We start from the raw sequence: 26002 nt of genomic DNA on the forward strand, positions 1-26002 counted from the left end.
TCAATCCGCCGCCGCAAAAATATTCCACTTTACCGAAATTCGGTTTTGGCGTATGTCTCGCCCATCCCGGCTCATCCTTGAGGGGCGATCTTGTGGTCGTCACGTTCGCGAGCCGGGCTTGCGGTGGACGCGGCAGCGTTCGGGTGCGAGGAGTCGGGCAGGGCGGATTGCTCTCCGTGAGCCCAAAACTTCGTTCCGACGAGCGGCGCTGCTAGGCTTCGTCTCGTCTGTAAGTTTCCGGCTCCGTCGACAGGGCTGGGAATACTGCGGCGAAATGGCGGGCCGTGCGTACGGCAAAACCGTGTGGTCCTGGCCGTCGTTGCTACGGTCAAGCCCTGGCGAATGCGGCATCTGCGTCAACCGGCGCGGTGCCGGTGAATTTCGTTGGGGTGAGGGAGGCCAGAAGGAACTCGGCTCCCGGGAGAGCACGGCATAAGCCGTCCAACCATCGCGCAGGGAAGGCCGAGTGATTGGCTACACCTGTATGCTGCTGTGCGGTTTCCTTGCGCTACATTTTCGCGCAGCGGACCGCGGGTGCCAGCCGGCACCCGGCCTTCCCTGCGCCCTCTTGGACAAGGAGGGCGGAGCGACCAGGCAAAGCTCGGGCGAATGCGCCGCGAGAATGCGAAGGCGTGTCTTCAAGTTGAGTCTGCACTGGAGGAAGGCGATGCCGCCTCATGCTCCGTCATTGCGAGCGCAGCGAAGCAATCCAGAGTCTTACCGCGGAGGGATCCTGGATTGCTTCGCTGCGCTCGCAATGACGGTTGAGAAAGTGTGAGCCACACGCCGCTCTCGTGCCCCGGACGCAGCGGAGCGCTCTTGCGGTGCGCTGCCGAGCCGGGGACATGAGAGACTCCGCAAGTTCAGCGCAGGATCCGCGCCTGGAAATGACACGTGCCTCACCCCTGGTTCGCCACACGCGCGCGGTCAAGATGCTCCTCGATCTTGGGACGGTCGCGGGTGCGCTCGAAACTGGTGCAGAGCAGCTCGGTCTCCTCGAGCGAGACCGGGGCGCGATACAGCCGGCACATGAATTCGGCCGTTGCGCGACCCTTGCCGGTACCCGGCCCGCGTTCGGCGAGAAACATGCAGTCCCGGCAGATGCTGGCATCGAGCCGCTGATGTGCCGCGTCGAGGTGATTGAGGATCTGGCGCAGCGAATCGCGCAGCCTGACGCACTCGTCGGGTCCGAGCGCGGTGACGGCGTTCAGCACGTGATTGATCGGATCGTGCTGGCTCAGGCACTTCTCGCCCTGCGCAGTGACGTGCAGCACGACAGAACGCTTGTCTTCGTGCGACGGCTTTCGCACCAGGAAGGACTTGCCCTCCAGCGTCTTCACGATCTGCGACGCAGTCGCCCTGGTGGCGCCGATGAAGCCGGCGAGCGCGGACGGCGTGCGCGAAAACCTGTTGGCACGGCCGAGAAAGCGCAGGGCCATCCATTCCCGGTCGCGCAACCCATGCTGATTGCCTTCGAAATACCAAGCCCTCGCCGCCTGAACCAGCAGCTCGACGGCTTCTCTTGCCAATGGCATGAATTCCTACCTTGCCCCGGGAATCACGTTTGCGGCGCCCCGGAGCCGCCTTCCGCCGTTGCGCACCAGCCGTTTGCGAGAAGCCGTACCGACCGCGATATCCGACACATGCGCCGTGCTCTTCTCTCGCGTGAAGGCACGGCCTGCCCGGCGCCCGACCTGGACTGATGAGCACTGCAAGTTATGGCGCGGGAGGCGGCGTTGCTGTGGGTATGCCATTCGCGGCGTCGTCGTACGGGAGCCCGAATAGCCGTCGCCAGCAGACGATGGATCGGAGTAGTTCAACCGAAGCCCCTAAGGTTCAAGTCACACGCAGACGTTTCTTATCTTCGACGAAACGATGAATGAGCTTCTCAACAAAATCAAGTAGAGACCCTCGCGGAGAATGGATGTCGTCGCAGGCGAATGTAACGTTCAAGACAATCTCGCTCTTCGGGACACATGATGGTGAACGCAATATCCTGTCCCACGAGCAACATGTACGCGACTATACGACAGTTTTATTGCACGGCCCGTTGTTGGCTGTGGTTGATGCAAGTTGATCGAAGCCTGTGCAGGACGAGGATGTGCGTCGACATGTCATCCACAACTTGTGCGTTCTGCCAAGAATTGTCCGGGGGAACTCACAGGAATTGCACGCGGCGGTTGTTCCGACCGGATCAACGAATCGCCGTTCAGTCGCATTCGGCGCGGCCGCCTCACCCGAACGGTGGAGAAGATCGCGGCGGAAACTGGAGACGGCCGCGCAGGCGCAGGCGCATGCGCCGTAAGCGTGGCGGCATGCGCAATCGCCTGTCGAAAACAACGAGCAAGGTTCGATCGCGTGGCGCCTCGCGCGCCGACTCAATCTGAGACTTGCTAGTCGCCCTTGAGCATGTCCCGCAGTTCGCGGAACGGATCGGCACTTGGCGGAGCCGAGGCGTCCTGCCGCATCGCGCCGTAGATTCTCGGAACCATGTCGACCGCCTGGTCGAGACCCGAATCACGTCCCGCCTGGTATCCGCCCATCAGGCGAAGGTCGCGCGTGTCCTCGTATTTGGCGATCATGGCGCGCAGCTTGCTCACCAATTCGCGCTCTTCGGGGTCCCAGACGTTATGGGCGAGGCGGGAGACCGAACCCAGAACGTCCACCGCCGGGTAACGTGCCTGGTCGGCGATGTGCCTGGAGAGCACGATGTGCCCATCGAGTGTGCTGCGGATGGTATCGGCGATCGGCTCGTTGTGATCGTCGCCGTCCACCAGCACGGAGAAAATCCCGGTGATCGTCCCGGACCCCTCCTCGCCGGGTCCGGCGCGCTCCAGAAGGCGCGGCAGATCGGTGAAGACGGTGGGTGCGTAGCCGCGCGCGACTGCGGGCTCACCGGCGGCGAGCGCGACTTCACGGGCGGCGTGGGCGAAGCGGGTGATCGAATCGACCATGAGCAGGACCGATTCGCCCCGGTCTCGGAAATATTCGGCGACCGCCATGGCCGTCTTCGGCGCCAGTCGCCGCATCATCGGGCTCTCGTCTCCCGTCGACACGATTGTGACGGCGCGGTGACGATCGGCGCCCAGCACGTCCTCGATGAACTCGCGCACCTCGCGGCCGCGCTCGCCCACCAGGGCCAGCACGACGGTGTCAAAACCCTGACTGCGGGCGAGCATCGCAAGCAGCGTCGATTTACCGACGCCGGAACCGGCAAAGATGCCGACGCGCTGGCCGGCACAGATCGGGGCGAACAGGTCGATGACGCGTACGCCGGTGCGCAGCGGCTTGTGGACCCGCGCGCGCTTCATGGCAGAAGGCGCCTCCGCCTCGGCCGAGACCGGACGCGACCCGGGGGTGAGAGGGCCCTGTCCGTCCAGCGGCGCCCCCAGCGCGTTGATGACGCGGCCCTTCCAGCTCGGATCCGGCGCGAAGGACAGGGGCGGCATCCGGTAGGCGACCGAGCCGAGGCCTCCGGCGAACTGCCGGTCGAACGGCTTGGCGATGATGCCTTCGCTGTCGATCCGCACCACCTCGCCGATCTGGGGCTTGCCGCCGGAGTTGACGCCGATCAGTTCGCCGAGCCTGACGAAGCGCGACAGGCCGGAGACACGAAAATGCGTCGACGCGATCTCGGAGATCGCGCCGCTGACGCTTGCCAGGGGAGTGCTCTGCTGAAGCTCCAGCAGCGCCCACTCAAGTTGCCGAAGAGCGTTCAAGGAAACCGTCCAACCTCATTGCGCGCGGGGCGCAGTCTATTTGCCGGGTTCGCCCAGCGTCCGGATTGCGTTCTGGAGCGAGCTCTCGGTGCCCTCGATCATCGAATTGGTGCCGTCGAAGGCGCGCGAGGCCGCGATCAGCTTCGTCAATTCCATCATCGGATTGGCGCCCGAGCCCTCGACATAGCCCTGCTTGAAGCCGTCGCGGGAGAAGTCGGCGATGGCGGTCGCAGGCCGGTTCGGCGTGACGCCCGAATTGCCGTAGCGGTCGAGATTGGCGTCGGCGGGAATGTTGAACAGGCCGATGGTGCCGATCTCGTTGTTATCCTGGGTGATCGCGCCGCTGCGCGCGATCGAGACCGGCCCGCCGTTCGGATCGAGGGTGATCTGGGCGCCACCGGAATCGATAACGGGGAAGCCGGACACGGTCTGAAGGTCGCCGTTGGCGGCGATCTGGAGGCGGCCGTCGCGCGTATAGACCGTGCCGTTCGGACCGGCGAAGGCGATCCAGCCCTGTCCGACCACGGCGACGTCGAGCGGGTTGCCGCTCTCGGTGATGCTACCCATTTCGCGCGAGATGATGTTGTCGCCGGGCGAGGAGAAGGCGACCGGGTTCGCGCCCGCCTTGGACAACACCGTCTCGAACTTCACCACGTCGGTGCGGAACGCCGCCGTGTTGACGTTGGCGACGTTGTTGGCGATCGTCTGGAGGCGTTTTTCGAGGGCGACCTGCGCCGACAATCCTACATAGAGGGCCGATTGCATGACTTACCTGTTGAACTTGATGTTCTGAAGTGTCGTGAGCACGTTGGTATCCATGCCGATCGACGGTGCGGCGCCGCCGATCAGGACCAGCGCCGGGTTGGTCGAGGTGTCGCTCTGGGCCTGGGTCGCATCCCACATCGCCGCGAAGCGCTGCACGAATTTGGTGACCTTGGCCGGATCCTGGAAATCGGTGAGCTTGATCTTGCTCGTGATCATCTTGGCCTGGGCATCGATATCAGCCGAGCTGATCGTCGACGGCAGGCCGAGCGCCGTCTGGACCACTTGCGTCATCGCCTTGTCCGCGAGGATCTGGTAGGAATTGGTGATGGTGGAAGCCTTGCGCGTGAAATAGAGCGCCAGCCGCAGGCCCTCGTTCTGGTCGCCGGCCTTCTCCTCCATCGTCTGCGTGACGTATTGGGTCGCCGTGCCGGTCGTGGCCGCCGCGGTTTGGGTCGCCTTGTCGCCGAGGGCGGCGAAATTGAACGCGGCGGCGAATTGCCGGTAGCGGGTGTCGGTCAGCTTATTGGCGAAGGTCTTGTTGTCGGCGATACCCTCGGTCAGCACCTTGCGCATGAAAGCCTTGGCATAGGCCATGTCGCTGAGGCCATATGCCTTCATCGCGTAGGAATAGAGGCGATAGTCCTTCAGGAAGTCGTCGATGGTCTTCACGTTGCCGATGTGGCTGAGGAAATAATCGGTGTCGCGGCTGACGTCCGGCTGCGTCGCGACCTGCGTCAGCGACTTGCCCATGTCCTTGGTCAGTCTGGTGTAGTCCGCGATGGTGGATAGCATGACCCGCGCCCCTCTGGCCGCTTTCGCGACGTCGTCCCAAGCTGCCGTGAATCGCTTGCGCGAGGCTGGCGAGGGGGAAGCCAGCCTCGCGCAAGGCTCGCCGACTAGATATTCCCGATGGGATCGGTGATGGAGCGGCGCGTTGGGCAGTTTCGTGGGGATCGTCATCACGGTAGCGGCACTGCTGGGCGGATTTGCCGCCATGGGCGGGCATCTGGGCGTGCTGATGCAGCCTTGGGAGTTCGTGATCATCATGGGCACCGCGGCCGGCACCTTCATCATGGCCAATCCCTGGAAGACGGTCGCGGACACCGGGCTTGCCTGCGTGCAGGCGGTGACGGGGGCGGTGCCCGGTCAACGCTACTATCTCGATCTGCTCGGCGCGCTGCACGCGCTGATGCGGGAACTGCGGGGCAAAGGCCGCAACGAGGTCGAGGCGCATATCGACGATCCCGCGTCCTCCGAGATCTTCAAGGCGTTCCCGAGCGTGCTCGGAGATCCGTCGCTGCTCCAGTTCATCTGCGACTACGTCCGCCTCATCATCATGGGTAACGCGCGAACGCACGAGATCGAAGCGCTGATGGACGAGGAGATCCACACCATCGTGAAGAGCAAGCTGGCGCCCTACCATGCGCTGGTGGTGGTCTCGGAAGCGCTGCCCGCGCTCGGCATCGTCGCCGCGGTGCTCGGCGTCATCAAGGCCATGGGCGCGCTCGACCAGTCGCCGAAGCTGCTGGGCGGCTTCATCGGCGCCGCCCTCGTCGGCACCTTCGCCGGCATTTTCCTGTCCTACGGCATCATTTCGCCCTTCGCGATGAAGGTGAAGATGACGCGCGAAAAGCGTTGCCGGCCCTACATCATCGTCAAGCAGACGCTGCTGGCGTTCATGAACGGCGCCATGCCGCAGATCGCCGTCGAGCACGGCCGCAAGATGATCGCGAGCCCCGAACGGCCATCGATCGACGTCGTCGAGAACGAGACGATCGCGGGACCCAAGGCGGTCGTGGCCGAGGTTGAACCGAAAGCTGCGCGCGCATCATGATGGAAGCCCTCGACGTCGATCAGCGCAAGCCGCTGCCGAACTATCTGCTGGACGCCGCCGGCATTTCGATCGAACGCATGCCGATGCTCAATGTGATCTTCGATCGCATGGCGGCATCGTGCACGGACAGCCTGCAGCCGATAGCCGGAACGCCATGCTATTTCTCGGTCAACGGCATCACCAACGATCGTGTCGGCGACATCATCAAGGACTACGAGGCCAACGCGGTTGCGGCCGTGCTCTATGCCGAGCAGTGGGACTCCCGCATCATCATCATGCTGGACCGCGACTTCGTGTTCACCATGGTCGAGGCGATGTTCGGCTCCGATGGCGCCGAACCGCCGCTCGACGTCGAGCGCAGCTTCTCGAACATCGAGATCCGCCTGGTCCAGGCGCTGTTCGAGCGGTTCGCCAAGGCGCTGCAATCCTCCTTCGCCGGCACCTCCAACGTCACCTTCCGCGTGGAGCGGGTCGAGACCGCGATGGCGTCGCTGGCGATCGGGCGGAGCGGCAACATGTCGATCTGCGCGAACATCATGCTGCAGGCACTCTACCGCGGCGGCCAGATGTTCCTCATCATTCCGCACTCCGCGCTCAACCCGCTGAGGCAGAAGCTCGCGACCGTCGTCGTCAGCGACGGCCGTGCGGCCGATCCGCGCTGGCGCGAGCAGATGGAGACCGAGGTTCACCGCACCGAGGTGACGCTGAGCGCCGTGCTGGACGAGAAGATGATTTCGCTCGGCGACGTCGTGAAGTTCCAGGTCGGACAGGTGCTTGAGCTCGAAGCCACGCCGCGCACGCTGGCTCGACTCGAGAGCAACAACCAGGTGCTGTTCTGGTGTCAGATCGGCCAGCTTGATGGCTATTACGCCATGCAGGTGGCAGATCCCGTCGATCAGAAACGGGAGTTCGTCGATGATATCCTATCTCGTTGATGCCGTGCTGCTGATTGCGCTCGCCTTCACCAGCATGCGGGTGACCCGGATGCATCGCGAGCTGGCGCGGTTGCGCAGCTACCAGGGCGAGTTCTCGACCATCGTCCAGGAGACGGCGGGCGCCTTCGACACGGTCATCACCGCGGCGCATGATTCCACCGCAAATCTCGGACGGCTCGCCAACGTGCTGAGCACGAAGATCGATCAGGCCCACGAGGCGATCGCGGCGCTTGATGCCAGGAGCGGGCTCGCATCCGCGGCGACCGCGGGCGGCGCCGACGTGAACAAGCATTGAAGCCGAAGCCGGCGGAATAAATACGATCGGAACGTCACGGCGCTCCGGGAGCGGAAATACCAAGAGGCGATACCAGATGGCGCAATCCTTCGACTATGAGTCAGCATCGGCGGCCGACGAGGGGCATACCGAAACATCTCCGCTGGAGCGGTTGGCGGAGATCGCCGCGCGCACCGCGGAGGAGACCGGCAAGTTCGCCAATGTCGATGCCATCCTGCGCATTCCCGTGACCATGCAGGTGGTGCTGGGATCGGCGACCATTCCGGTGGCAAATCTGATGAAGCTCGGCCGCGGCGCAGTGGTTCCGCTCGACCACCGGGTCGGTGAGCCCGTCGATGTCGTCGTCAACGGCCGCGTCGTCGCCCGCGGCGAGGTGGTCGTGGTCGAAGAAGACAATTCCCGCTTCGGCGTCTCGCTCACCGAAATTGTCGGGCCGTTGGGACAGGGTGATACCTGACCATGGCGGCACAGGTCGGCATGGCTCCCATCAAGCAGCGAGGCGTCGCCACGCTGGGCGGAACGGAGAAGGTCGCGGCACTCCTGCTCGCCATGGGCCGGCAGGCGGCCGCCAGCGTGCTCGCGCAGTTCGAGCCGCAGGATATCCGCACCGTTACAAAGGCTGCGGCCGAGCTGCGGCCGATCACGGCGCAGGAACTGGAAGCGATCGTCGAGGAGTTCGCCCAGCAATTCTCGATGGGCGCCAACATTCTCGGCACCCTCGGTGGCCTGGAAGCCGTGCTCGGCGACGTGCTTCCGGCCGACCAGGTCTCGGCCATCATGTCGGACCTGCTCGGCAATTCGAGCCGGTCCGTGTGGGACCGCGTCTCGTCGGTGTCGGAAAACTCGCTGGCAAGCTACCTCTCCAAGGAGCATCCGCAGACCGCGGCGCTCATCCTGTCCAAGGTCAAGCCGTCCTGCGCCGCCAAGGTCATGAGCCAGCTGCCGTCGAGCCTGCGCAACGAGCTGATGCGGCGCGTGCTCAGCCTCAAGCCGATCGTCGACGACGCCATGAGGGTGCTCGAGAAGACGCTGCATGAGGATCTGACGCTGAACTTCGCCCGCAACCTCGGCGCGGACACCTATGCCCGCGTCGCAGACATCATCAACAAGATGGAGCGCGGACACATCGAGGACATGCTGAAGAGCCTGTCGGAGAAGCGGCCGAAGTCGGCCGAAGTGCTGAAGGAGCTGCTCTTCACCTTCGACGACGTGACCAACCTGACGCCGAAGGCGCGCACCATGATCTTCGACCAGGTGCCGACCGATCGCATCGTCATCGCGCTGAAGGGCACCGACAAGCACTTCCGCGAGATGATCCTGTCCTCGGTCGCCTCGCGGGTCCGCCGGGTCGTCGAGCACGAACTCGCCATCGGCGAACCGTCGAACCAGCGCGACGTGCTGGAGGCGCGGCGCGTGATCACCGACCTCGCGCTCGACCTCGCGGAAAAGGGCGAAATCGAGCTCAACCCCGAGCAGGAGGATGAGCTGGTCTTCCGCTGACCGCTGAACGGGCATGGCAGAAACAACCGATCAGGAGAGCAAGACAGAAGAGCCGACCGAGAAGAAAGTCCGCGATGCGCTCGAACAGGGCAAAATCCCGGTCTCTCGGGAGGCTTCCATCTTCGCCTCGATGGCTGCGCTGATGGTGATCCAGGCGTTCCTGATCGGCCAGGGCGTTCAGCAATTGACGCCGATGCTGACGGGCTTTCTCGACGATCCCGACGGCTTCCCTCTCAGCACCGGGGCCGACGCACAGAATCTCCTCATCGTGGTCGGGCTCCAGGCACTGCGGTTCCTGACGCCGCTGGTCGTCACCCTGGCGGCGTTCGGGCTGGCCGCCTCGCTGTTGCAAAATGCTCCCAGCCTGGTGCTCCATCGCATCACGCCGGACCTGTCGCGAATCTCTCCGCTCAGCGGCTGGAGCCGGCTGTTTGGATCGCAGGGCCTTGTCGAGTTCGCCAAGTCGCTGTTCAAGCTCGCCGCGGTCACCGTCGTCGTCGCGTTCGTGCTGCGCTCGTCGGAAGCGAAGGCTTTCGAGGCGATGTACACCGACCCGGTCGCGCTGCCGGAGATGATTCTCAACATCGCCATGCGAATCGTCTCGGCGATCTGTATCGCGACCATCGTCTTGGTCGCGGTCGATCTCGCATGGGCGCGCTTCCACTGGCGGCGCGAGCTGCGCATGACGCGGCAGGAGATCAAGGACGAGCACAAGCAGGCCGAAGGCGATCCGCTGATCAAGGCGCGCCTGCGCTCGCTGGCGCGCGACCGCTCGCGCCAGCGCATGATCGCTTCCGCATCGCGGGCGACGCTGGTGATCGCGAACCCCACGCACTTCGCGATCGCGCTGCGCTACAATCGCGAGGAAAATCCGGCACCGATCGTCGTGGCTAAGGGCATGGACGTGATTGCGCTGAAGATCCGCGAAGTTGCCGAGCAGAACCGGATTCCGGTGATCGAGAACAAGGCGCTGGCGCGCGCGCTCTACGAGGCGGTTCAGGTCGACCAGGTGATTCCGGCGGAGTTCTTCCGGCCGGTCGCCGAGATCATCTACTTCCTGCAATCCAAGCAGACGCCGCGGTCCGAGAAGGTCCAGTAGAATTCCGAGGACGGCGTCCCTTCCATCAGCCTGACGAAAGCTTGCGACCCTAAGGTTACACCGTCTGAACCAGAATGGTGCTGCCGTGGGACCGCTCTATCTCTTCGAACTCGCATCGTCGCAGGCGCGATACCTCGAGCTCCGCCAATCGACGATCGCCACCAACGTCGCCAACGCCAATACGCCGGGCTTCAAGGCGCGCGACGTCGAGCCCTTCAACAAGGTGCTCGACAGCACGCCGGTGAGACTGGCGACCACGTCGCCGTCGCACATGCAACTCTCCGCTGCCGAGAGCGACACCCGGGCAACCGCGAAAAAGGACAGCTGGGATGTGGTTCACTCCGGCAACTCCGTCAGTCTCGAGCAGGAAATGATCAAGGGCAGCGACGTCAGTCGCGATTACTCGATGAACTCGGCGGTCGTGCGGTCGTTTCACCGCATGCTGCTGTCGAGCGCAAAGACCTGAGGTGAACTGACATGCTGGACTCTCTGCAATCCTCGTTGACGGTCGCGAGCTCCGGACTCGAAGCGCAGTCGACGCGCATGCGCATCGTCTCGGAGAACCTCGCCAACGCGACGGCGACGGGGCGCACTGCCGGCGCCGATCCCTATCAACGCAAGACGATCACCTTCGATGCCGCGATGGACCGCGCCTCGGGCGCTCAGCTGGCGAAGGTCAAGGAGATCGGCGTCGACACCACGCCGTACCGCGTGGAGTACGAGCCGGGGCATCCCGCCGCCGACAAGGCCGGCTACGTCAAGCTGCCGAACGTCAACATGATGATCGAGATGGCGGACATGCGGGAAGTCAACCGCTCCTATGAAGCCAATCTGCAGGTCGTGAAACAGGTGAGGTCGATGCTGGGCATGACCATCGACCTGCTGAGGAGCTGACAATGCTTGAGGCAATTTCATCGACCGCGATCTCAACGGCGCAGGCGGCGAGCCGCGCGACCGAGGCACAGGCCATCTCGTCGACGGCGACACCCGCGATCCAGTCCGGCGGCGACGTCGGATTCGAATCGGTCATGAAGCAAGTGACGACGGACGCGATCGGGACGCTGAAGGCGGGCGAGGCCGCCTCGGTCTCGGCGATGCAAGGCAAAGAATCGACGCGGCGCGTCGTGGAGGCGCTGATGTCGGCCGAGCAGGCCTTGCAGACGGCGGTCGCAGTTCGCGACAAGGTCGTGCAGGCCTACCAAGAAGTCGTTCGGATGTCGATCTGATCAAGGAGTGACGCTGTGAAATCGCTTGCCATCGCGGCCACGGGCATGAACGCCCAGCAGACCAACATCGAAGTCATCGCGAACAACATCGCCAACATCAACTCGACCTCGTACAAGCGGGCGCGTGCCGAGTTCACCGATCTGTTCTACCAGATGGACCGCATGCAGGGCGTGGCAAACACCAGCGGCTCGTCCCCGATCCCGGAAGGCGCCAATCTCGGCCTCGGCGTCAAGTCGGCGGCGATCCGCAAGCTGCACATCCAGGGTGCGCTCACCCAGACCGGCAATCCCTACGACATGGCGATCAACGGCCGCGGCTGGTTTCAGGTGCTCGGCCCGAATAACGAGGTGCAGTATACCCGCGCGGGCTCGTTCAACACCAACGCCAACAGCCAGCTCGTCACGACCGACGGCTATCTGCTGGATCCCGCAATCACGGTGCCGCAGGGAACGGTCCAAGTCACGGTCAACCAGACCGGACAGGTGTTTGCCAAGCTGGATACGGAAGTGAACCCGAGGCAAATCGGCCAGCTCAATCTCGCCAATTTCGCCAACGAGGCCGGCCTCGAACCGCTGGGCAGCAACCTCTATCGCGAGACCACGGCGTCCGGCACGCCGGTCGTCGGGTTGCCCGGCGATTCCGGCTACGGCAAGATCAACCAGCAATATCTCGAAGCCTCGAACGTCGATCCGGTCAAGGAAATCACCGAGTTGATCTCTGCCCAGCGCGCCTACGAAATGAATGCCAAGGTCATCCAGGCCTCGGATGAAATGGCCCAGACGGTCTCGAAGGGCATGCGCTAGTTCCGGTGTATCCATGTTGAACAGGATGGGCTCGATCAAGCGCGGGTTGGCCGCCGTGCTGCTGGTTCTCGTCTCGGCGCGTCTCGCCGCGGCCGAGGAGAAGCGGCTCCCCGTGCCGGCCGTCTCGATCCGCGCCGGCGAGCTGATCCGAGACGACATGATCACCGAGCGCGCCTTCGCGCCGAACGTGCTCGGCGTTGCCATGTTCATCGAAGGACGCCAGGTCCTGGTCGGCCGCATGGCGCGCCGCGCGCTGCTCCCCGGCCAGCCGATCCCGACCAACTCGGTGGAGGATCCCTGGACGGTCGCCCGCGGCGCGATGGTCAAGGTCGTGGTCGAGGACAGCGGCCTGTCGATCGTGACCTACGGCGCAGCGATGCAGTCGGGCGCGCCCGGCGCGCTCATCCCGATACGAAACACCGATACGGGCGTGATCATCAGGGGCGTCGTCCAGCCGGACGGCACCGTCAAGGTCGTGGACGGGTCATGACCAGAGTCCTGCTCGCGCTCGTCCTGCTCGTTTCCGCCGTCAGCGCCCAGGCCGCCGTCCGCATCAAGGACATCGCGGACATCAAGGGATTGCGCGAAAACCAGATCGTCGGCTACGGCCTCGTCATCGGCCTGAACGGCACCGGCGACACGCTCCGCAATGCGCCGTTCACGGAGCAGTCCCTGCAATCGATGCTCGAGAACATGGGCATCAATGTCAGGAACGAGACCACCAGCACCAACAATCCGCCGCGGCCGACGACGCTGCGCACGCGCAACGTCGCGGCCGTGATGGTGACCGCGGACCTGCAGCCCTCGATCGGTGCCGGCGAGCGCATGGACGTGACCGTGTCGTCGCTCGGTGATGCGACCTCGCTGCTCGGCGGCACCCTGGTGATGACGTCGCTGCGCGCGGCGGACGGCGCGGTCTATGCAGTGGCGCAAGGCGCGGTCACGGTCGCCGGTTACAGCGTCGGAGGCCAGGCCCAGAACGTCAGCCAGGGCACGCCGACCGCGGGCCGCATCCCGAATGGCGCTCTGGTCGAGCGCGAGGTGCAGGGTAGTCTCCATGAAATGGAGTATCTTGTGCTGGAGCTCAAGAACCCGGACTTCGTCACCGCAACGCGAATCCTCGACGCGATCAACCGCTATGCCGGCGGCCGTTATCGGGCGCAGATCGCCTTCGAGCGCGACTACCGCACCATCGTGCTGTCGAAGCCGCGCCACATCGGCCCGGTCCGGTTTCTCGCCGAAATCGGCGAGCTGACGGTCGAGCCGGATACGCCGGCGCGGGTGGTGATCAACGAGCGTACCGGCACGGTGGTGATCGGACGCGACGTACGGATATCGACCGTTGCCGTGACGCACGGCAATCTGACGGTCCGCGTCACCGAGCTTCCCGTGGTGTCGCAACCGGCGCCCTTCTCGAAAGGGCAGACGGTGGTCGTGCCCCAGACCGTGGTCGAGGCCAACGAGGCCGGATCGCAGGTGGCGATCCTGAGCGGCGTCGATCTCCAGCGCCTGGTGCGCGGCCTGAACCAGATCGGCCTGAAACCATCCGGCATCATCGCGATCCTCCAGGCGATCAAGACGGCCGGCGCCCTCCAGGCAGATGTCATCGTGCAATGACGCGTAAGCGCCGTGCAAGCTTGGTCGCTCAATGCTCTCTCGACCGAGAATCGCACGCGGACCGATGTTGAAGCTGGATCATAAAGCCAAACTCCTCCTCCTGGTCGCGGCTTCCGCGCTCGCGAGCGCTTCGCCCATTCTGGCGCTGGATGAGGCCAAGCCGTCGAAGCCGCTCAACCTGCTGTCCTTCGCGCGCGCCCGCGCGCCTGGCCCGCAGAAGCCGATCTCATCGATCCCGAGCGACAATGCGTCGATGCGGGCGACCGCGTGGGCAGCCGAGGATTCGGGACCCGCGACCACCGGTGCCGTGCCGGCCTCCGAGAAGCCCGCGCCGGCACCCACAGCCGCGCCGCGACCGGCCAAGCCCGGCAGCGTCACGGCGCCGCCGAAGCCGGTGCCGCCCCAGGCCGCTGCAACCGCGGACAACGAGATCGCCCTGTTCTGCAGCAACGTCGCCGACCCCGCCGTCGATGCAAGGCTGGCTTGGCAGCTCAAGGAGCTGGAGAAGGCCGAGAACCAGCTTCGCGAGCGGATCGCCGAGGTCGAGGCCAAGCGCGCCGAATATGAGAAGTGGATGGCGTTGCGCGACGACTTCCTGAAGAAGGCCGAAGCGAGCGTCGTCGAGATCTACTCGCGCATGAAGCCGGACGCCGCCGCAACCCAGATCGCCGGGATGGCGGACGAGACGGCTGCGGCCGTGCTCGCAAAGCTCAGCCCGAGGAGCTCGAGCGCAATCTTCAACGAGATGGAGACGGGGCGCGCGGCGCACCTCGCCGATCTGCTCGGCGGGATGCGTCGCGTGGATGACGGAAAGACCAAATAGATGAAGAATCTGATCCTCATCCTCTCGCTGTTGTCGCTTGCGGGATGCGTCACTGATCCGGCCGAGGTCCTGACTGGCCCGCGATTGTCGCCGGTCGGGAGCGGCCTGAGGACGCAGGCCGATCCGATTCCCGTGACGCCCCGCATGCACTCGCCCGTCAGCTATCGCTCGACCTGGGACGACGGCACCGACCTCTACCGCGATCCCCGCGCCCGGCGCGTCGGCGACGTCGTGACGGTGATCATCTCGATGCAGGACAAGGCCAAGCTCGACAACAAGACGGGTCGCTCGCGCGATTCGCAGATCAAGTTCGGGCTCGACTGGCTGATGGACGTCGCGGGATGGCAGGACAAGGGCTCGACGAGCGCCAACCTCAACACCAACACCCAGATCAAGGGCAACGGACAGATCGACCGCACAGAGGATATCAAACTGTCGATCGCAGCCATCGTAACCGACGTGTTGCCGAACGGAAATATGATGATCAGCGGCTCGCAGGAGTTCAAGGTCAACACGGAAATGCGCGTGCTCAACGTCGGCGGCATCGTGCGTCCACGCGATATCTCGCGAACCAACACGATCTCCTACGAGAAGATCGCCGAGGCGCGCGTGGCCTATGGCGGTCGGGGAAATCTCTCGGACGTGCAGCAGCCTGGATGGGGACATCGGATCTATGACGCCGTGGCACCGTTCTGAGATGCGCGACCGTCGGGCCGCGTCACGAGGGCAGGGGACGTCATGCGCCTGATTGCGGCCATCGTGGTGTTGACCCTGATCGCGATCGGCGCGGGCGCGCTTGCCGGCCTGCATCTGTTTGCGGCCGCCGAGCGCGTCGCCGATGCGAAGAAAACCGCCACGCCGCCGCCTCTTGCCTCGAGCTACGCCGGCAGCGCGCGGCTCAGGAAGCTGTCGCCGATCGTGACCAATCTCGGCGCGCCGGCCAACAACTGGGCCCGCATCGAAGCCTCCATGGTGACCGACAGCATGAGCGACGAGGATGCCGGCATCCTGGCGGCCCATATCAGCGAGGACATCGTCACCTATCTAAGGTCGGCGACGGTGGCGCAGTTCGAGGGATCGCGCGGGCTTCAGCACCTGCGCGAGGACCTGACCGAACGCGCCAATATCCGCTCCTCGGGCAAGATCCGCGAATTGATCATTGAGACGTTGGTGATTCAGTGAAACTGAGAGTCCTGCTGCTTGCGTTGCTCCTGGTCGTGCTGCCCGAAGTGGCACTGGCCCAGATTCCGGACCTCAATTCGCTGCTGCCGCCGGGCAACGGCTCGACCAGCGGCCGGATCATCCAGTTGATGGCGGTGATCACGGTGCTGTCGGTGGCGCCGGGATTGCTCATCATGGTAACGAGCTTCACGCGATTTGCGGTGGCGCTGTCGTTCCTGCGGGCCGGTCTCGGCCTCCAGACCACGCCGGCCAATCTGGTGCTGATCAGCCTCGCGCTGTTCATGACCTTCTACGTGATGGCGCCGACCTTCGACCGCGCCTGGGAAACCGGCATCCAGCCGCTGATGAAGAACGAGATCTCGGAGGAAGAGGCCTATCTGAAGATCACCGATCCGTTCCGCGAATTCATGCTGGCTCATGTTCGCGACAAGGATCTGCAGACCTTCGAATCGCTCGCCGCGGAGAGCTTCCGCAGGAAGTTCGACGACAAGCGCGTCGACATGCGCGTCATCATTCCGGCCTTCATGATTTCCGAGCTCAGGCGTTCGTTCGAGATCGGATTTCTCATCATCCTGCCGTTCCTCGTCATCGACATGATCGTGGCGACGCTGACCATGTCGATGGGCATGATGATGATGCCGCCGACGATCCTCGCATTGCCGTTCAAGATGCTGTTCTTCGTGCTGATCGACGGCTGGAACCTGCTTGCCTCCGGGCTGGTGCGCTCGTTCTCGTAACGACAACGAGCGCCAGAGGGAGCGTTATGGTTAGCGAGAAGTACCGCCCTATGGTTAGCAATAGGTACTGTTAACCATCTGATTTTACAGCGTAATTCAAGCCGATCTTAATCTGCGCGCAAGATTCGGCGTGTTAGCAATGCGGCACGGCGGGTTGGACCCTACCCACATCAGTCCAAAGGCATGATGCCGCCCCTCCGTACCGGTGAAAGCCCGGTATGTCCCCTCGTGAAAATGTAACGCGTACATAAAGGGACATTCGCAATGTCAAGCCTGCTTACGAACTCGACCGCCATGACCGCACTCCAGACCTTGCGGTCTGTGAGCTCGCAGCTCTCCACCACGCAGACCCGCATCTCCACCGGCCAGCGCGTCTCGACCGCTTCGGACAACGCTGCCTACTGGTCGATCGCGACTTCGATGCGCGCCGACAACGCCGCGCTCTCGGCGGTCTCCGACTCGCTCGGTCTGTCCGCCGCGACCGTCGACACCGAATATACCGCTCTGACCACGGTCATCGGCGACAAGGACTCCGGCCTGACCAAGCTCCAGTCCCTGCTGGTCGAAGCCAAGACCGCCGGTATCGACCGCAGCAAGATCCAGGCCGACGTCACCCAGATCCAGCAGCAGATGAAGGCGACAGCCAGTGCGGCGACCTTCAACGGCATCAACTGGCTGAGCACGTCCGCCACGACGCCGACGACCTTCAGCCTGGTGTCGTCGTATTCGCGTGTCGGCGGTACGCCCACCATCGGCTCCATCACCGTGACGACCGCCAACTACTCGCTCTACACCTCGACGCAGACCGGCATTCTCGACACGGCCGGTTCGACCGCTCCGTCGATCAACACGATGAGCATCTCGGCGTTGACCGACTCGGCAGCTGACCAGACCACGCTCGACGGCTACATCGCGCAGGTCACTGCTGGCATCAACTCGGTGGCCTCGGCCGCCGCTAATCTCGGTGCCGTCAAGAACCGACTCTCGACCAACACGGACTTCGTGAAGTCGCTGATGGACTCCGTGGACCGCGGTATCGGTCAGCTCGTCGACGCCGACATGAACCAGGAGTCCACCCGCCTGTCGGCCCTCCAGGTCCAGCAGCAGCTCGGCGTGCAGGCGCTCTCGATCGCCAACAACAGCAGCCAGAGCATCCTGTCGCTGTTCCGCTAAGCCTCAAACGATTTGGGGAGGGCCGCGCTTCTCACGAGGCGCGGCCCTTTCATTTTGGCGTGACGTCGCGCGCCGCAATTTCGGCCGCCTTGTTGCGGCAAAGACACAGAGCCACAAGCCCCGCACAAGCTTCGCGGGCTATCGTCGCCGTTACGACAGGTTGGGCCTTGACGCTTTTGCGCAGCCCAAAGGCATGACGCCGCCCTGCCGTACCGGTGTAAGTCCGGTATGTCCCCAAATTTAATTCAATCTCCAAAGGGACATCAAAATGGGTTCTAGCCTCCTCACCAACTCGTCTGCAATGACCGCGCTGCAGACCCTTCGCAACGTCAGCTCGCAGCTCGCGACCACGCAGAACCGGATCTCGACCGGTATGCGCGTGTCCACGGCCTCGGACAACGCTGCCTATTGGTCGATCGCGACGTCGATGCGCTCCGACAATGCCGCGCTCTCCGCGGTCTCCGACTCGCTCGGTCTGTCGGCTGCGACCGTCGACACCGAATATACCGCTCTGACCTCGGTCATTGGCGACAAGGACTCCGGCCTGACCAAGCTCCAGGCGCTGCTGGTCGAAGCCAAGACCGCCGGTATCGACCGCACCAAGATCCAGGCCGACATCACCCAGATCCAGCAGGACATGAAGCTCAAGGCCAGCTCGGCGACCTTCAACGGTATCAACTGGTTGAGCACGACGACCGGCACCACGCCGACGACGTTCAACCTGGTGTCGTCGTACTCGCGTGTCGGCGGTACGCCCACCATCGGCTCCATCACCGTGACCACCGCGAACTACTCGCTCTACACCTCGACGCAGACCGGCATTCTCGACACGGCCGGTTCGACCTCTCCGTCGATCAACACGATGAGCATCTCCGTGCTGACCGACTCGGCCGCTGACCAGACCACGCTCGATGGCTACATCGCGCAGGTCACCGCCGGGATCAACTCGGTGGCGTCGGCCGCCGCCAATCTCGGCGCCGTCAAGAACCGACTCGCGACCAACACGGAATTCGTCAAGACCCTGATGGACTCCGTGGACCGCGGTATCGGTCAGCTCGTCGACGCCGACATGAACGCGGAATCGACCCGCCTTCAGGCGCTCCAGACCCAGCAGCAGCTCGGTGTTCAGGCGCTCTCGATCGCCAACCAGAACAGCCAGAGCATCCTGTCGCTGTTCCGCTAAGCCACGGCTTCGAAAACGACCGTGCTCCTCAGGGAGCACGGTCTCCGCCGTGAGCGGTGGATCCGACGGCACACGACGTGCCCACATCGATTTTCGGACGCCACATTCCAGGCAACACGCCGTCGCCGATCGCACCGCGATGCGACCGTCCGTCCGCTTGTCGCCGACGCGCGCAATTGCGTCACTCAGTCTCTTGTAAAATTGCAACGCCTCGCCGGCGAACCGACACATTCGTGGTCTCGCGCAACCTTCAGACAAGGTTGGCAGCAGAGTGTCCTCTACGTTCGCATTGGTATGAGGTCACATGCTGTTCAGTCGTGCGCAGATACAGCAACTGCTCAATAATCTGCTGGAGCTTGGGCCGCGACGCCTGATGGCCTTGGGATTGATCGGTTTCGCCGTTCTCGTCACAGTCGTGGGCGGCGCATATTATCTGAGCCGGCCTGAATTCGAAACGCTCTATACCGGCCTTTCCCGCGAAGACGTGACGCGCATGGGTGCCGCGCTGCGCGAGCAAAACATCACCTTCGACGTCAACACCGCCGGCGACGCGGTCTCGGTGCGTCCGAGCCAGACCATGCAGGCGCGGATGCTGCTCGCCGAGAAGGGGCTGCCGACCAGCGCCAATTCCGGCTACGAGCTGTTCGACAAGATCGGTTCGCTCGGTTTGACCTCGTTCATGCAGGAGGTCACCAAGCTACGGGCACTCGAAGGCGAGATCGCGCGCACGGTGCAGTTGATGAAGGGCGTGAAGGCGGCGCGGGTGCATATCGTGATGCCGGTGCGCGGCTCGTTCCGCGCGACGCAGCAGCCGCCTTCGGCATCGGTCGTGCTGCGCACCGACGGCGCGATCGAGGCGCGCACGGCGCAGTCGATCCGTCATCTCGTCGCGGCGGCCATTCCGGGCATGAGCCGCGACAAGGTCACGGTGCTGGACGCCGACGGTTCGATGCTGCTTGCCGAAGAGGACGAGACGACTGCTGCTCCGACCAAGATGGCGAGCCTGCAGAAGACGGTCGGCGGGATGGTGCAGGAGAACATCCGCAAGGCGCTGACGCCGTATCTGGGCCTCGACAATTTCGAAGTGAGCGTTGCATCGCAGCTCTCCACCGACAAGCGACAGATCAACGAGACCGTCTACGATCCGGAGAGCCGCGCCGAGCGCTCGGTGCGGAACGTTCGCGAGAACGAGAAGTCACAGAACGCGGACCGTTCGCAGCCGACCACGGTGCAGCAGAATCTTCCCGACCAGCAGGTGAACGCCGGCGGCACCAAGAATTCCAGCGAGGACAAGACCCGCCGCGAGGACGTCACCAATTTCGAGGTCTCGTCCAAGACCACGACGACGGTGAGCGACGGCTATTCGGTGAAGAAGCTGTTCATTGCCGTGCTGGTCAACCGCGGGCGGCTCATTGCCGACCTGGGCGACAAGAGCAACCAGGCCATCGTCGACAGCAAGCTCGCCGAGATCAGCCAACTCGCGGCCACGGCCGGCGGGCTGGACAAGGCGCGCGGCGACCAGATCCAGGTGACGGCCGTCGATTTCATCGAAGGCTCGCGCGAACTGGCGCCGGTGCCGCCGATCAGCTTCGTCGAGATGATCAACAAGCAGCTCGGCAGCGTCATCAACGCGGTCACGATCCTGGCCGTAGCTTCGATGCTGGTGTGGTTCGGACTTCGTCCTGCGGTTAACGGCATTTTGACCCATCGCGCGGCGCAGGAGCAGACCGAGGCGGCAGAAGCCGCTCAGCTCGAGTCGGCCGCGGGCGCCCTCGCATTGGCGGACAGCGAGGAGGCCGAGCTCAACCTGGTCGAAGACCTCGAAGGCAAGATGCAGCGAACGCCGCAGAAGCGGTTGGAGCAGATCGTCCGTCTCGATCAGATGCAGGCGGCAGCGATCCTTAAAGACTGGATGCGACGCGAGGAGGCGGCATGAACGCGGCAATCGGAAAGCTCCTGACGCAGTTCGACGCGAACGGGCGGGTCAAATCACCTCCGCCTCCACCGCCGCCCAAAATCCAGGATGTGCTGACGAGGCCGAAGGAAGCCCGGCGCGAGCCGCAGCCGCAGCCGCAGCCCCAGACCCATTCGCAACCGCAGTCGCAGCCGCAGCTTCAGTCGCCGCCTCCGGCGCCGAAGGTGGAAGCCCCGGCGGCCAATCTTCTGGACGATGCCTTTCGGCGCGGCCATGCGGCCGGCGTCGCGGAGGGCGAGTCCAGGATCGCCGAGGAACGCGTGCGCAGCGCGATCCGGCTCGGCGAAGAGCGGGCCAAGTGGTCCGACCAGCAGGCGGTGGCGGTCGTCAGCGGCTTCGACACGGCTTGCCGCGAAATCGAGACCAACATCGCGAGCTCCGTTGCGCGGATATTGCTGCCGTTCCTCGCCGATGCGGTCCGCGACAAGGCGATCGGGTCGCTGGTCGAGCAGATTGCGGCGCTGACCGGCAATTCGCCGGTGCCGGTGTTCAAGGTCACCGGCCCGAGCGAACTGCTCGACCTGGTGAAGACGCAGCTCGGGACGGCGCGGCGAACCGGCATCGAGTATGAGGCCGCCGATACCTTCGAGGTTCGCGTCGTGGCCGACCAGACCGTGATCGAGACGCAGATCACGGCCTGGAGCGAGCGCCTGAAAGAGGCGCGTCGGTAGTCCGTCATGAATGAGGTCAAGTCAGAACTCGTCATCATCCGCCGGCGGAGCGCCTTCGACGACGAGAAGCCGCACGGTGGCGTCTGGAAGATCGCCTATGCGGACTTCATGACCGCGATGATGGCGTTCTTCCTGGTGATGTGGCTGATCAATGCGCTCAACCAGGATCAGAAGCAGGTGGTCGCGAGCTATTTCAATCCGATCAAGCTCGCGGAGAACGCACCTGCCCCGAAGGGGCTGAAGGATCTCTCCAAGAAGGAGCCGTCGTCGTTCGACGGCCAGGACGGCAGGCGCCAGCCGGGAGGACCGAGCGAGGAACGTCGCGGTGACTCTCCGACGGCCGAGAAGCCGCCCTTCTACGAGGAGAAGGTCCTGTTCCGCGATCCCTATACGACACTCGCCGAGATCGCCAGCAGCGCGAACCAGGCCTCGGGCCAGCGGCGCGCCGGCGCTTTGACGTCCGCCGAAGAGGATGGCCTCAAGGGAGGCGACGCCTACCGCGATCCGTTCGATCCCGGCTATTGGAAGCTTGCGCCGCAGGCATCCAAGGATGCCGATCGCATCGTCGAGCCCAAGCCCGAGCCCAAGCCGAATGCGTCCGCGCGCGACACTGCGTCGGGCACAGGCGAGGGCGAGCCGCAGGCGCGCCGAGCCAGGCAGGACGATGCCGGCGGAAGCGTGGCTCCGAATGCCGATGCGCCGTCCGCAAGCCTGTCGCCTCTGCTGCCGCCGGGGCCCGCGCCATCGCAGGCCTCACGCGAAGGGAGCGCGCAGCCGGGCGCCCAGGCTGGTAATCAAGCCAATGCCGCCGTGCAGCCGCGTCCCAACGACACGGCGAAGGAATCCGAGCCGCGCGACGCGGCCCAGGCCCAGCAACTAGCGGTCAAGCAGCTTCAGTCGGCGATCGCCGACGCGCTGTCGGACGTCAAGGCTGGCGCCGGACCGGTGGCCGAGGTGCGTCAGGTTGAGGAAGGCCTGCTGATCAGCCTGACCGACGATGCCAACTTCGGCATGTTCGCGGTCGGCTCGGCTGAGCCGCGGCCCGAACTTATCCGTGTGATCGACAAGATCGGCCCGCTGCTGACGAAGCGTCCCGGCATGATCATCGTCCGCGGCCACACCGACAATCGGCCGTACCGTTCGGAGACCTACGATAATTGGCGGCTGTCGACGGCCCGTGCGCAGATGGCCTATTACATGCTGGTCCGCTCCGGCGTGGATGCGCAGCGGATCGAGCATGTCGAGGGTTATGCCGATCGGCGGCCGAAACTTCAAAACGATCCCGCGGCCGCGCAGAATCGCCGGATCGAGATCATGGTCCGGGAGAAGCGTCCTTGATCAGGCCTCTTCTCCGCGCCGCGCTGCTGATACTGCTGCCGTTCACGGCGGCAGGCGCATTCGCTGAGCCGGCACCGGTGCCGCCCCCGCCGGCATCGGCATCGGGCGAGCCATACGAGCTCGTTCGGGCGTTGCAGGCCGTGCAGGACGGCATCGCCAACGGCGATAGCGCGGCGCACGGCAGCCACAGCGCGTTGATCCGGCAGATCGGCGAAAAATTTCTCGCCGCCGATCCGGGCGTATGGAGTAATTCGCAGAACGGCCAAGCGGCCGTTATCTACCTGCTCAGCGGCGGCGCGCCGCAAATCATCCGCAAGCTGCCGCGCGACAAGCTGAACGTCGATGGACGGCTGTTCGATGGCGCGCTTGCCTATGTCGAAGGTCGTCAGGACGAAGCGCGCGAACTGCTCAAGGACGTCAAGCCGCGGACGGTTCCGGCGGGCCTGGGCGGACAGCTCGCGCTGGTCCAGGGCGCGCTGTTCGCACGCGCCGAGGCATCGCTCGCAATCGAGCGTCTGGATGACGCGCGCCTGCTCTTGCCGGGCACATTGGTGGAGGAGGCCGCGCTGCGGCGCGAGATCCTGCTGGTCGGGCAAGCCGAGGATTTCGACAAGTTCGAGTTCCTGACGCTGGCCTACATCCGCCACTACCACAACTCGGTCTATGCCGGGGACTTCTGGCAGCGCTTTGCGACCGGCCTGACGCAGTCGAGCCTCGCGCTCGACGAGCGCCGGTTTGCGCGGATCACCACCCTGCTGGAGCAGATCGACCGCGCGAGCCGCCTCAAGCTCTATCTCGTGATTGCGCGGACCGCGATGGTGCGCGGAGGGCTGGGCGTGACCCGGCTTGCCGGCGAGCGTGCCCTGACGCTCAGCGCCGATGCCTCGGCGGAGCGCGAGCGGGCGCATTTGTTCCGCGGCGTGTCGCGGGCGCTCGCCGGCGAATATGACGGCGGTCTCGCCGAGTTGAAGGCGCTCGACCGGTCGAAGCTGCCCGAGCGCGACATTCCCTTTCTCAATGCAACGGTGCAACTCGCACTCGACGTCCGCAAGCCGTTCGCTGGCGGATCCTCCGCCGCAGCCGACAAGCCTCCGGTCACGCCGGCGCGTCTCGATCTCGCGTCGTCGACCGCAACGCTTACGCGCGCGCAGAAGCAGCTCGGCGAGCTCGAACTTCTCACCAGGGATCGCCGTCCATGACGAAGCTCAGTGGAACCTCCGGACAGGTCTTTTCGAGTCTCGCCGAAAGCCTCAACATGCGGGGCACATCGCGCTCCGGCAAGAGCGCCGGAGCGAAAGCGCAGGCGGACTCCTCCTTCAACGATCTGCTGCACACCGTCTCGAGTCTCGCGAAGCGGGCGCTCAACGACGAGGGCGGCGACACGGCGGTGAAAGCAGGAACGCTGCGGACGCGCCTGGCGCACCAGAGCGGGAAGGACGACGCCAACGACGAGACGGTGCACGACCGTGCCGCGGCAGCCGAAGAGCCCGGATCCAGCGAGAAACCGACCGAGAAATCGTCCGGGAAACATGGATTCCTCGATCCTACCGATCAGGCCGACATCCAGAGCCGATCGAGCATTGCCGGGATTATGGGGCAGGAGATCGTCGCCGGGCCGCCGGTCGTGATGCCGCAGATGCAAGCACCGACCGGCGACAAGAAGGATGCGTCCGGGCGCGACGAGCGGTCTTCCACGACGAAGCGCGACGTTCAGGCCATGGGTACGGCGAAGGCGACGACAGCCGAGCCCGCGTCTCCCGCGGCTCCAACCGCCGCGCATTCGCAGGCCGCGGCGTTGCACGCGACGACTGCCGACCAGGCGACATCGCTGCAAGGCAGTGAGCCGCCGCTGAAGGCAACGGCACCCGGCTTCGAGGCCATCGCGGCCAATGTCGAGCGTGCCGCCAAGGCTTCGGCGCGGGACGCATTGCCCGAGACGACCAAGGTCACTGTGGTCCAGCAGGAGACCCATCTGCCGCCGGCGCAGTTCAACGCTCCGCAGCAGGTTGCCAACGCCGTTGTCGCCGAGCTGAAAGAAGCTCCGGCACCGACGGCGTCCGCAGCTGCAGATCTTGCCGCGTCCCAAGCCAATGCGCCCGATCAGCCGCTCAAGATCCTGACCATCAATCTCGAGCCGCCCGCGCTCGGCAATGTCACCGTGCGCCTTCGTCTGGTCGGCAACGAAGTGTCCGTCCACCTCGCCGCCGCGCGCAAGGACACGAGCCAGATGCTGGACCAGCAGCGCGATTCGATCCGCGACCTGATGCAGTCGGCGGGCTACGTCGCCGACGTTGCGCCCGTCCAGCACGGCTCGCTGGATGGATTCCAGAGCGGCTCCGGCCAGTCGCAGCCGCAGCTTTCGAGCCAGCAGCAGCCATCGTCGCAGTCGCAAGGCACGTTCGACGGTACGAGCAATTCGTCGGGACAAGCCGACGGCGGCGCCAAGCAGGCCCGACAGGAGCGCCCGTCCAACCAGGAGACGCGTCATGACCAGGACGTGGGGCCGCAGATTCGTCGCGGCCCTGTTTATCTGTAACGCCGGCGCCGCGACAGCTGCGACCGACAATTCGCGTTCGTGCGAGCGCGAGATGGCGCGTGCGTCCCGGCAGCACGGAATTCCGCTCGGCATTCTCTACGCGGTCGGCTTGACCGAGACCGGGCGGCGCGGCGCACTTTACCCTTACGCGCTCGGCGCCGACGGACAGACCGTATTCGCCAAGGACATGAACGACGCGATCGCCAACTTCGAAGCCATGCGAGCCAAGGGGATCAAGCTGATCGACCTCGGCTGCATGCAGATCAACCATTACTATCACGGCGACAAATTCGCCTCGGTCCGGGCGATGTTCGATCCCGCTGGGAATGTCGACTACGCCGCGCGCTTCCTCAAGGAGCTGAAGCAGCGCGAGGGTAGCTGGACCATGGCAGTCGCCCGCTACAATGCAGGCCCCAACAACCAGCCGGCGCAGAAGCGCTACGTCTGCCACATCGTCGCGCATCTCGTCTCGAGCGGCTTCGGCGCGTGGACCGACAAGGCGCGCTCGTTCTGTCAGCCCAAGACGAGCTAACGACATGAAGTTGTGCATGGTTGCTTTCCATCAGCCCCGCGCAAGCAAAACCCATCAT

28 protein-coding genes are annotated in these 26002 nt (G+C 64.5%); 24 read left to right on the forward strand and 4 right to left on the reverse strand.

All coding sequences use genetic code 11. From position 1 onward, the window contains the following. Positions 1-899: 899 nt before the first annotated feature. The 4 genes from ACVIN2_RS29070 to ACVIN2_RS29085 all read right to left on the reverse strand — a co-directional run bounded on the left by ACVIN2_RS29070 (position 900) and on the right by ACVIN2_RS29085 (position 5276). On the reverse strand, positions 900-1535 hold the full coding sequence (locus ACVIN2_RS29070) for a MarR family winged helix-turn-helix transcriptional regulator (RefSeq protein WP_456768208.1): 636 nt from the start codon (positions 1533-1535) through the stop codon (positions 900-902). An 858-nt stretch (positions 1536-2393) separates the two neighbouring features. Next, positions 2394-3719: a flagellar protein export ATPase FliI gene (gene fliI, locus ACVIN2_RS29075; RefSeq protein WP_018453953.1), complete on the reverse strand. Its 1326-nt coding sequence runs from the start codon at positions 3717-3719 to the stop codon at positions 2394-2396. Between the two features lie 36 nt (positions 3720-3755). Then, positions 3756-4484 carry a flagellar basal-body rod protein FlgF gene (gene flgF, locus ACVIN2_RS29080; protein ID WP_007595915.1) on the reverse strand — a complete coding sequence of 243 codons (729 nt, stop codon included), beginning with the start codon at positions 4482-4484 and terminating at the stop codon, positions 3756-3758. Positions 4485-4487: 3 nt separating this feature from the next. Continuing rightward, positions 4488-5276: a DUF1217 domain-containing protein gene (locus ACVIN2_RS29085; protein ID WP_456768209.1), complete on the reverse strand. Its 789-nt coding sequence runs from the start codon at positions 5274-5276 to the stop codon at positions 4488-4490. Positions 5277-5418: 142 nt separating this feature from the next. Between ACVIN2_RS29085 and motA the strand changes: the two genes are divergently transcribed. The 24 genes from motA to ACVIN2_RS29205 all read left to right on the forward strand — a co-directional run bounded on the left by motA (position 5419) and on the right by ACVIN2_RS29205 (position 25944). Then, on the forward strand, positions 5419-6318 hold the full coding sequence (gene motA, locus ACVIN2_RS29090; RefSeq protein WP_456768210.1) for a flagellar motor stator protein MotA: 900 nt from the start codon (positions 5419-5421) through the stop codon (positions 6316-6318). Next, positions 6315-7253, forward strand: coding sequence for a flagellar motor switch protein FliM (locus tag ACVIN2_RS29095; RefSeq protein WP_456768211.1), 939 nt, complete (start codon positions 6315-6317; stop codon positions 7251-7253). The genes motA and ACVIN2_RS29095 overlap by 4 nt, the downstream gene beginning before the upstream one ends. Then, the gene (locus ACVIN2_RS29100; RefSeq protein ID WP_018453958.1) at positions 7234-7548 is read left to right on the forward strand and encodes a hypothetical protein; all 315 of its coding nucleotides are present in this window, start codon (positions 7234-7236) and stop codon (positions 7546-7548) included. The genes ACVIN2_RS29095 and ACVIN2_RS29100 overlap by 20 nt, the downstream gene beginning before the upstream one ends. Positions 7549-7624: 76 nt before the next feature. Next, positions 7625-8005: a flagellar motor switch protein FliN gene (fliN, locus tag ACVIN2_RS29105; protein ID WP_027519864.1), complete on the forward strand. Its 381-nt coding sequence runs from the start codon at positions 7625-7627 to the stop codon at positions 8003-8005. A gap of 2 nt (positions 8006-8007) precedes the next feature. Continuing rightward, positions 8008-9048, forward strand: coding sequence for a flagellar motor switch protein FliG (locus ACVIN2_RS29110; RefSeq protein ID WP_027570476.1), 1041 nt, complete (start codon positions 8008-8010; stop codon positions 9046-9048). A 13-nt stretch (positions 9049-9061) separates the two neighbouring features. Then, a complete protein-coding gene (gene flhB / locus ACVIN2_RS29115) occupies positions 9062-10147 on the forward strand; it encodes a flagellar biosynthesis protein FlhB (RefSeq protein ID WP_456768212.1) in 1086 nt (361 codons plus the stop codon). Positions 10148-10232: 85 nt separating this feature from the next. Next, complete coding sequence (gene flgB, locus ACVIN2_RS29120) at positions 10233-10613, forward strand: flagellar basal body rod protein FlgB (protein WP_027519862.1); 381 nt, start codon at positions 10233-10235, stop codon at positions 10611-10613. An 11-nt stretch (positions 10614-10624) separates the two neighbouring features. Further along, positions 10625-11041, forward strand: a complete 417-nt coding sequence (flgC, locus tag ACVIN2_RS29125) for a flagellar basal body rod protein FlgC (RefSeq protein WP_106945767.1) — start codon at positions 10625-10627, stop codon at positions 11039-11041. A 2-nt stretch (positions 11042-11043) separates the two neighbouring features. Then, the gene (locus tag ACVIN2_RS29130; protein WP_456768213.1) at positions 11044-11373 is read left to right on the forward strand and encodes a flagellar hook-basal body complex protein FliE; all 330 of its coding nucleotides are present in this window, start codon (positions 11044-11046) and stop codon (positions 11371-11373) included. Positions 11374-11388: 15 nt separating this feature from the next. Continuing rightward, positions 11389-12177 carry a flagellar basal-body rod protein FlgG gene (gene flgG / locus ACVIN2_RS29135; RefSeq protein WP_007595892.1) on the forward strand — a complete coding sequence of 263 codons (789 nt, stop codon included), beginning with the start codon at positions 11389-11391 and terminating at the stop codon, positions 12175-12177. Positions 12178-12190: 13 nt separating this feature from the next. Next, positions 12191-12667 carry a flagellar basal body P-ring formation chaperone FlgA gene (gene flgA, locus ACVIN2_RS29140; RefSeq protein WP_456768214.1) on the forward strand — a complete coding sequence of 159 codons (477 nt, stop codon included), beginning with the start codon at positions 12191-12193 and terminating at the stop codon, positions 12665-12667. Then, positions 12664-13794: a flagellar basal body P-ring protein FlgI gene (flgI, locus tag ACVIN2_RS29145; protein ID WP_456768215.1), complete on the forward strand. Its 1131-nt coding sequence runs from the start codon at positions 12664-12666 to the stop codon at positions 13792-13794. The genes flgA and flgI overlap by 4 nt, the downstream gene beginning before the upstream one ends. 64 nt (positions 13795-13858) lie before the next feature. Then, positions 13859-14617 (forward strand): MotE family protein, encoded by a 759-nt coding sequence (locus ACVIN2_RS29150; RefSeq protein ID WP_456768216.1) that lies wholly within the window; start codon positions 13859-13861, stop codon positions 14615-14617. Continuing rightward, complete coding sequence (gene flgH / locus ACVIN2_RS29155; RefSeq protein ID WP_018453966.1) at positions 14618-15313, forward strand: flagellar basal body L-ring protein FlgH; 696 nt, start codon at positions 14618-14620, stop codon at positions 15311-15313. Between the two features lie 42 nt (positions 15314-15355). Beyond that, complete coding sequence (locus ACVIN2_RS29160) at positions 15356-15799, forward strand: flagellar basal body-associated FliL family protein (protein ID WP_456768217.1); 444 nt, start codon at positions 15356-15358, stop codon at positions 15797-15799. Next, positions 15796-16536: a flagellar type III secretion system pore protein FliP gene (fliP, locus tag ACVIN2_RS29165; RefSeq protein ID WP_007595877.1), complete on the forward strand. Its 741-nt coding sequence runs from the start codon at positions 15796-15798 to the stop codon at positions 16534-16536. The genes ACVIN2_RS29160 and fliP overlap by 4 nt, the downstream gene beginning before the upstream one ends. Positions 16537-16800: 264 nt before the next feature. Next, positions 16801-17709 (forward strand): flagellin N-terminal helical domain-containing protein, encoded by a 909-nt coding sequence (locus tag ACVIN2_RS29170; protein ID WP_027570484.1) that lies wholly within the window; start codon positions 16801-16803, stop codon positions 17707-17709. A 268-nt stretch (positions 17710-17977) separates the two neighbouring features. Beyond that, complete coding sequence (locus ACVIN2_RS29175; RefSeq protein WP_456768218.1) at positions 17978-18892, forward strand: flagellin N-terminal helical domain-containing protein; 915 nt, start codon at positions 17978-17980, stop codon at positions 18890-18892. A 304-nt stretch (positions 18893-19196) separates the two neighbouring features. Then, the gene (fliF, locus tag ACVIN2_RS29180) at positions 19197-20828 is read left to right on the forward strand and encodes a flagellar basal-body MS-ring/collar protein FliF (RefSeq protein ID WP_456768219.1); all 1632 of its coding nucleotides are present in this window, start codon (positions 19197-19199) and stop codon (positions 20826-20828) included. Further along, complete coding sequence (locus ACVIN2_RS29185) at positions 20825-21538, forward strand: hypothetical protein (protein ID WP_456768220.1); 714 nt, start codon at positions 20825-20827, stop codon at positions 21536-21538. Before fliF ends, ACVIN2_RS29185 begins: the two co-directional genes overlap by 4 nt. A gap of 6 nt (positions 21539-21544) precedes the next feature. Further along, positions 21545-22876, forward strand: a complete 1332-nt coding sequence (locus ACVIN2_RS29190) for a MotB family protein (protein ID WP_456768221.1) — start codon at positions 21545-21547, stop codon at positions 22874-22876. After that, positions 22873-24075, forward strand: a complete 1203-nt coding sequence (locus ACVIN2_RS29195) for a chemotaxis protein (RefSeq protein WP_456768222.1) — start codon at positions 22873-22875, stop codon at positions 24073-24075. The genes ACVIN2_RS29190 and ACVIN2_RS29195 overlap by 4 nt, the downstream gene beginning before the upstream one ends. Further along, the gene (gene fliK, locus ACVIN2_RS29200) at positions 24072-25412 is read left to right on the forward strand and encodes a flagellar hook-length control protein FliK (protein ID WP_456768223.1); all 1341 of its coding nucleotides are present in this window, start codon (positions 24072-24074) and stop codon (positions 25410-25412) included. The genes ACVIN2_RS29195 and fliK overlap by 4 nt, the downstream gene beginning before the upstream one ends. Beyond that, complete coding sequence (locus ACVIN2_RS29205; RefSeq protein WP_456768224.1) at positions 25363-25944, forward strand: transglycosylase SLT domain-containing protein; 582 nt, start codon at positions 25363-25365, stop codon at positions 25942-25944. Before fliK ends, ACVIN2_RS29205 begins: the two co-directional genes overlap by 50 nt. The last annotated feature ends 58 nt before the right edge of the window (positions 25945-26002 follow it).

The organism is Bradyrhizobium sp. USDA 3650, from assembly GCF_054057395.1.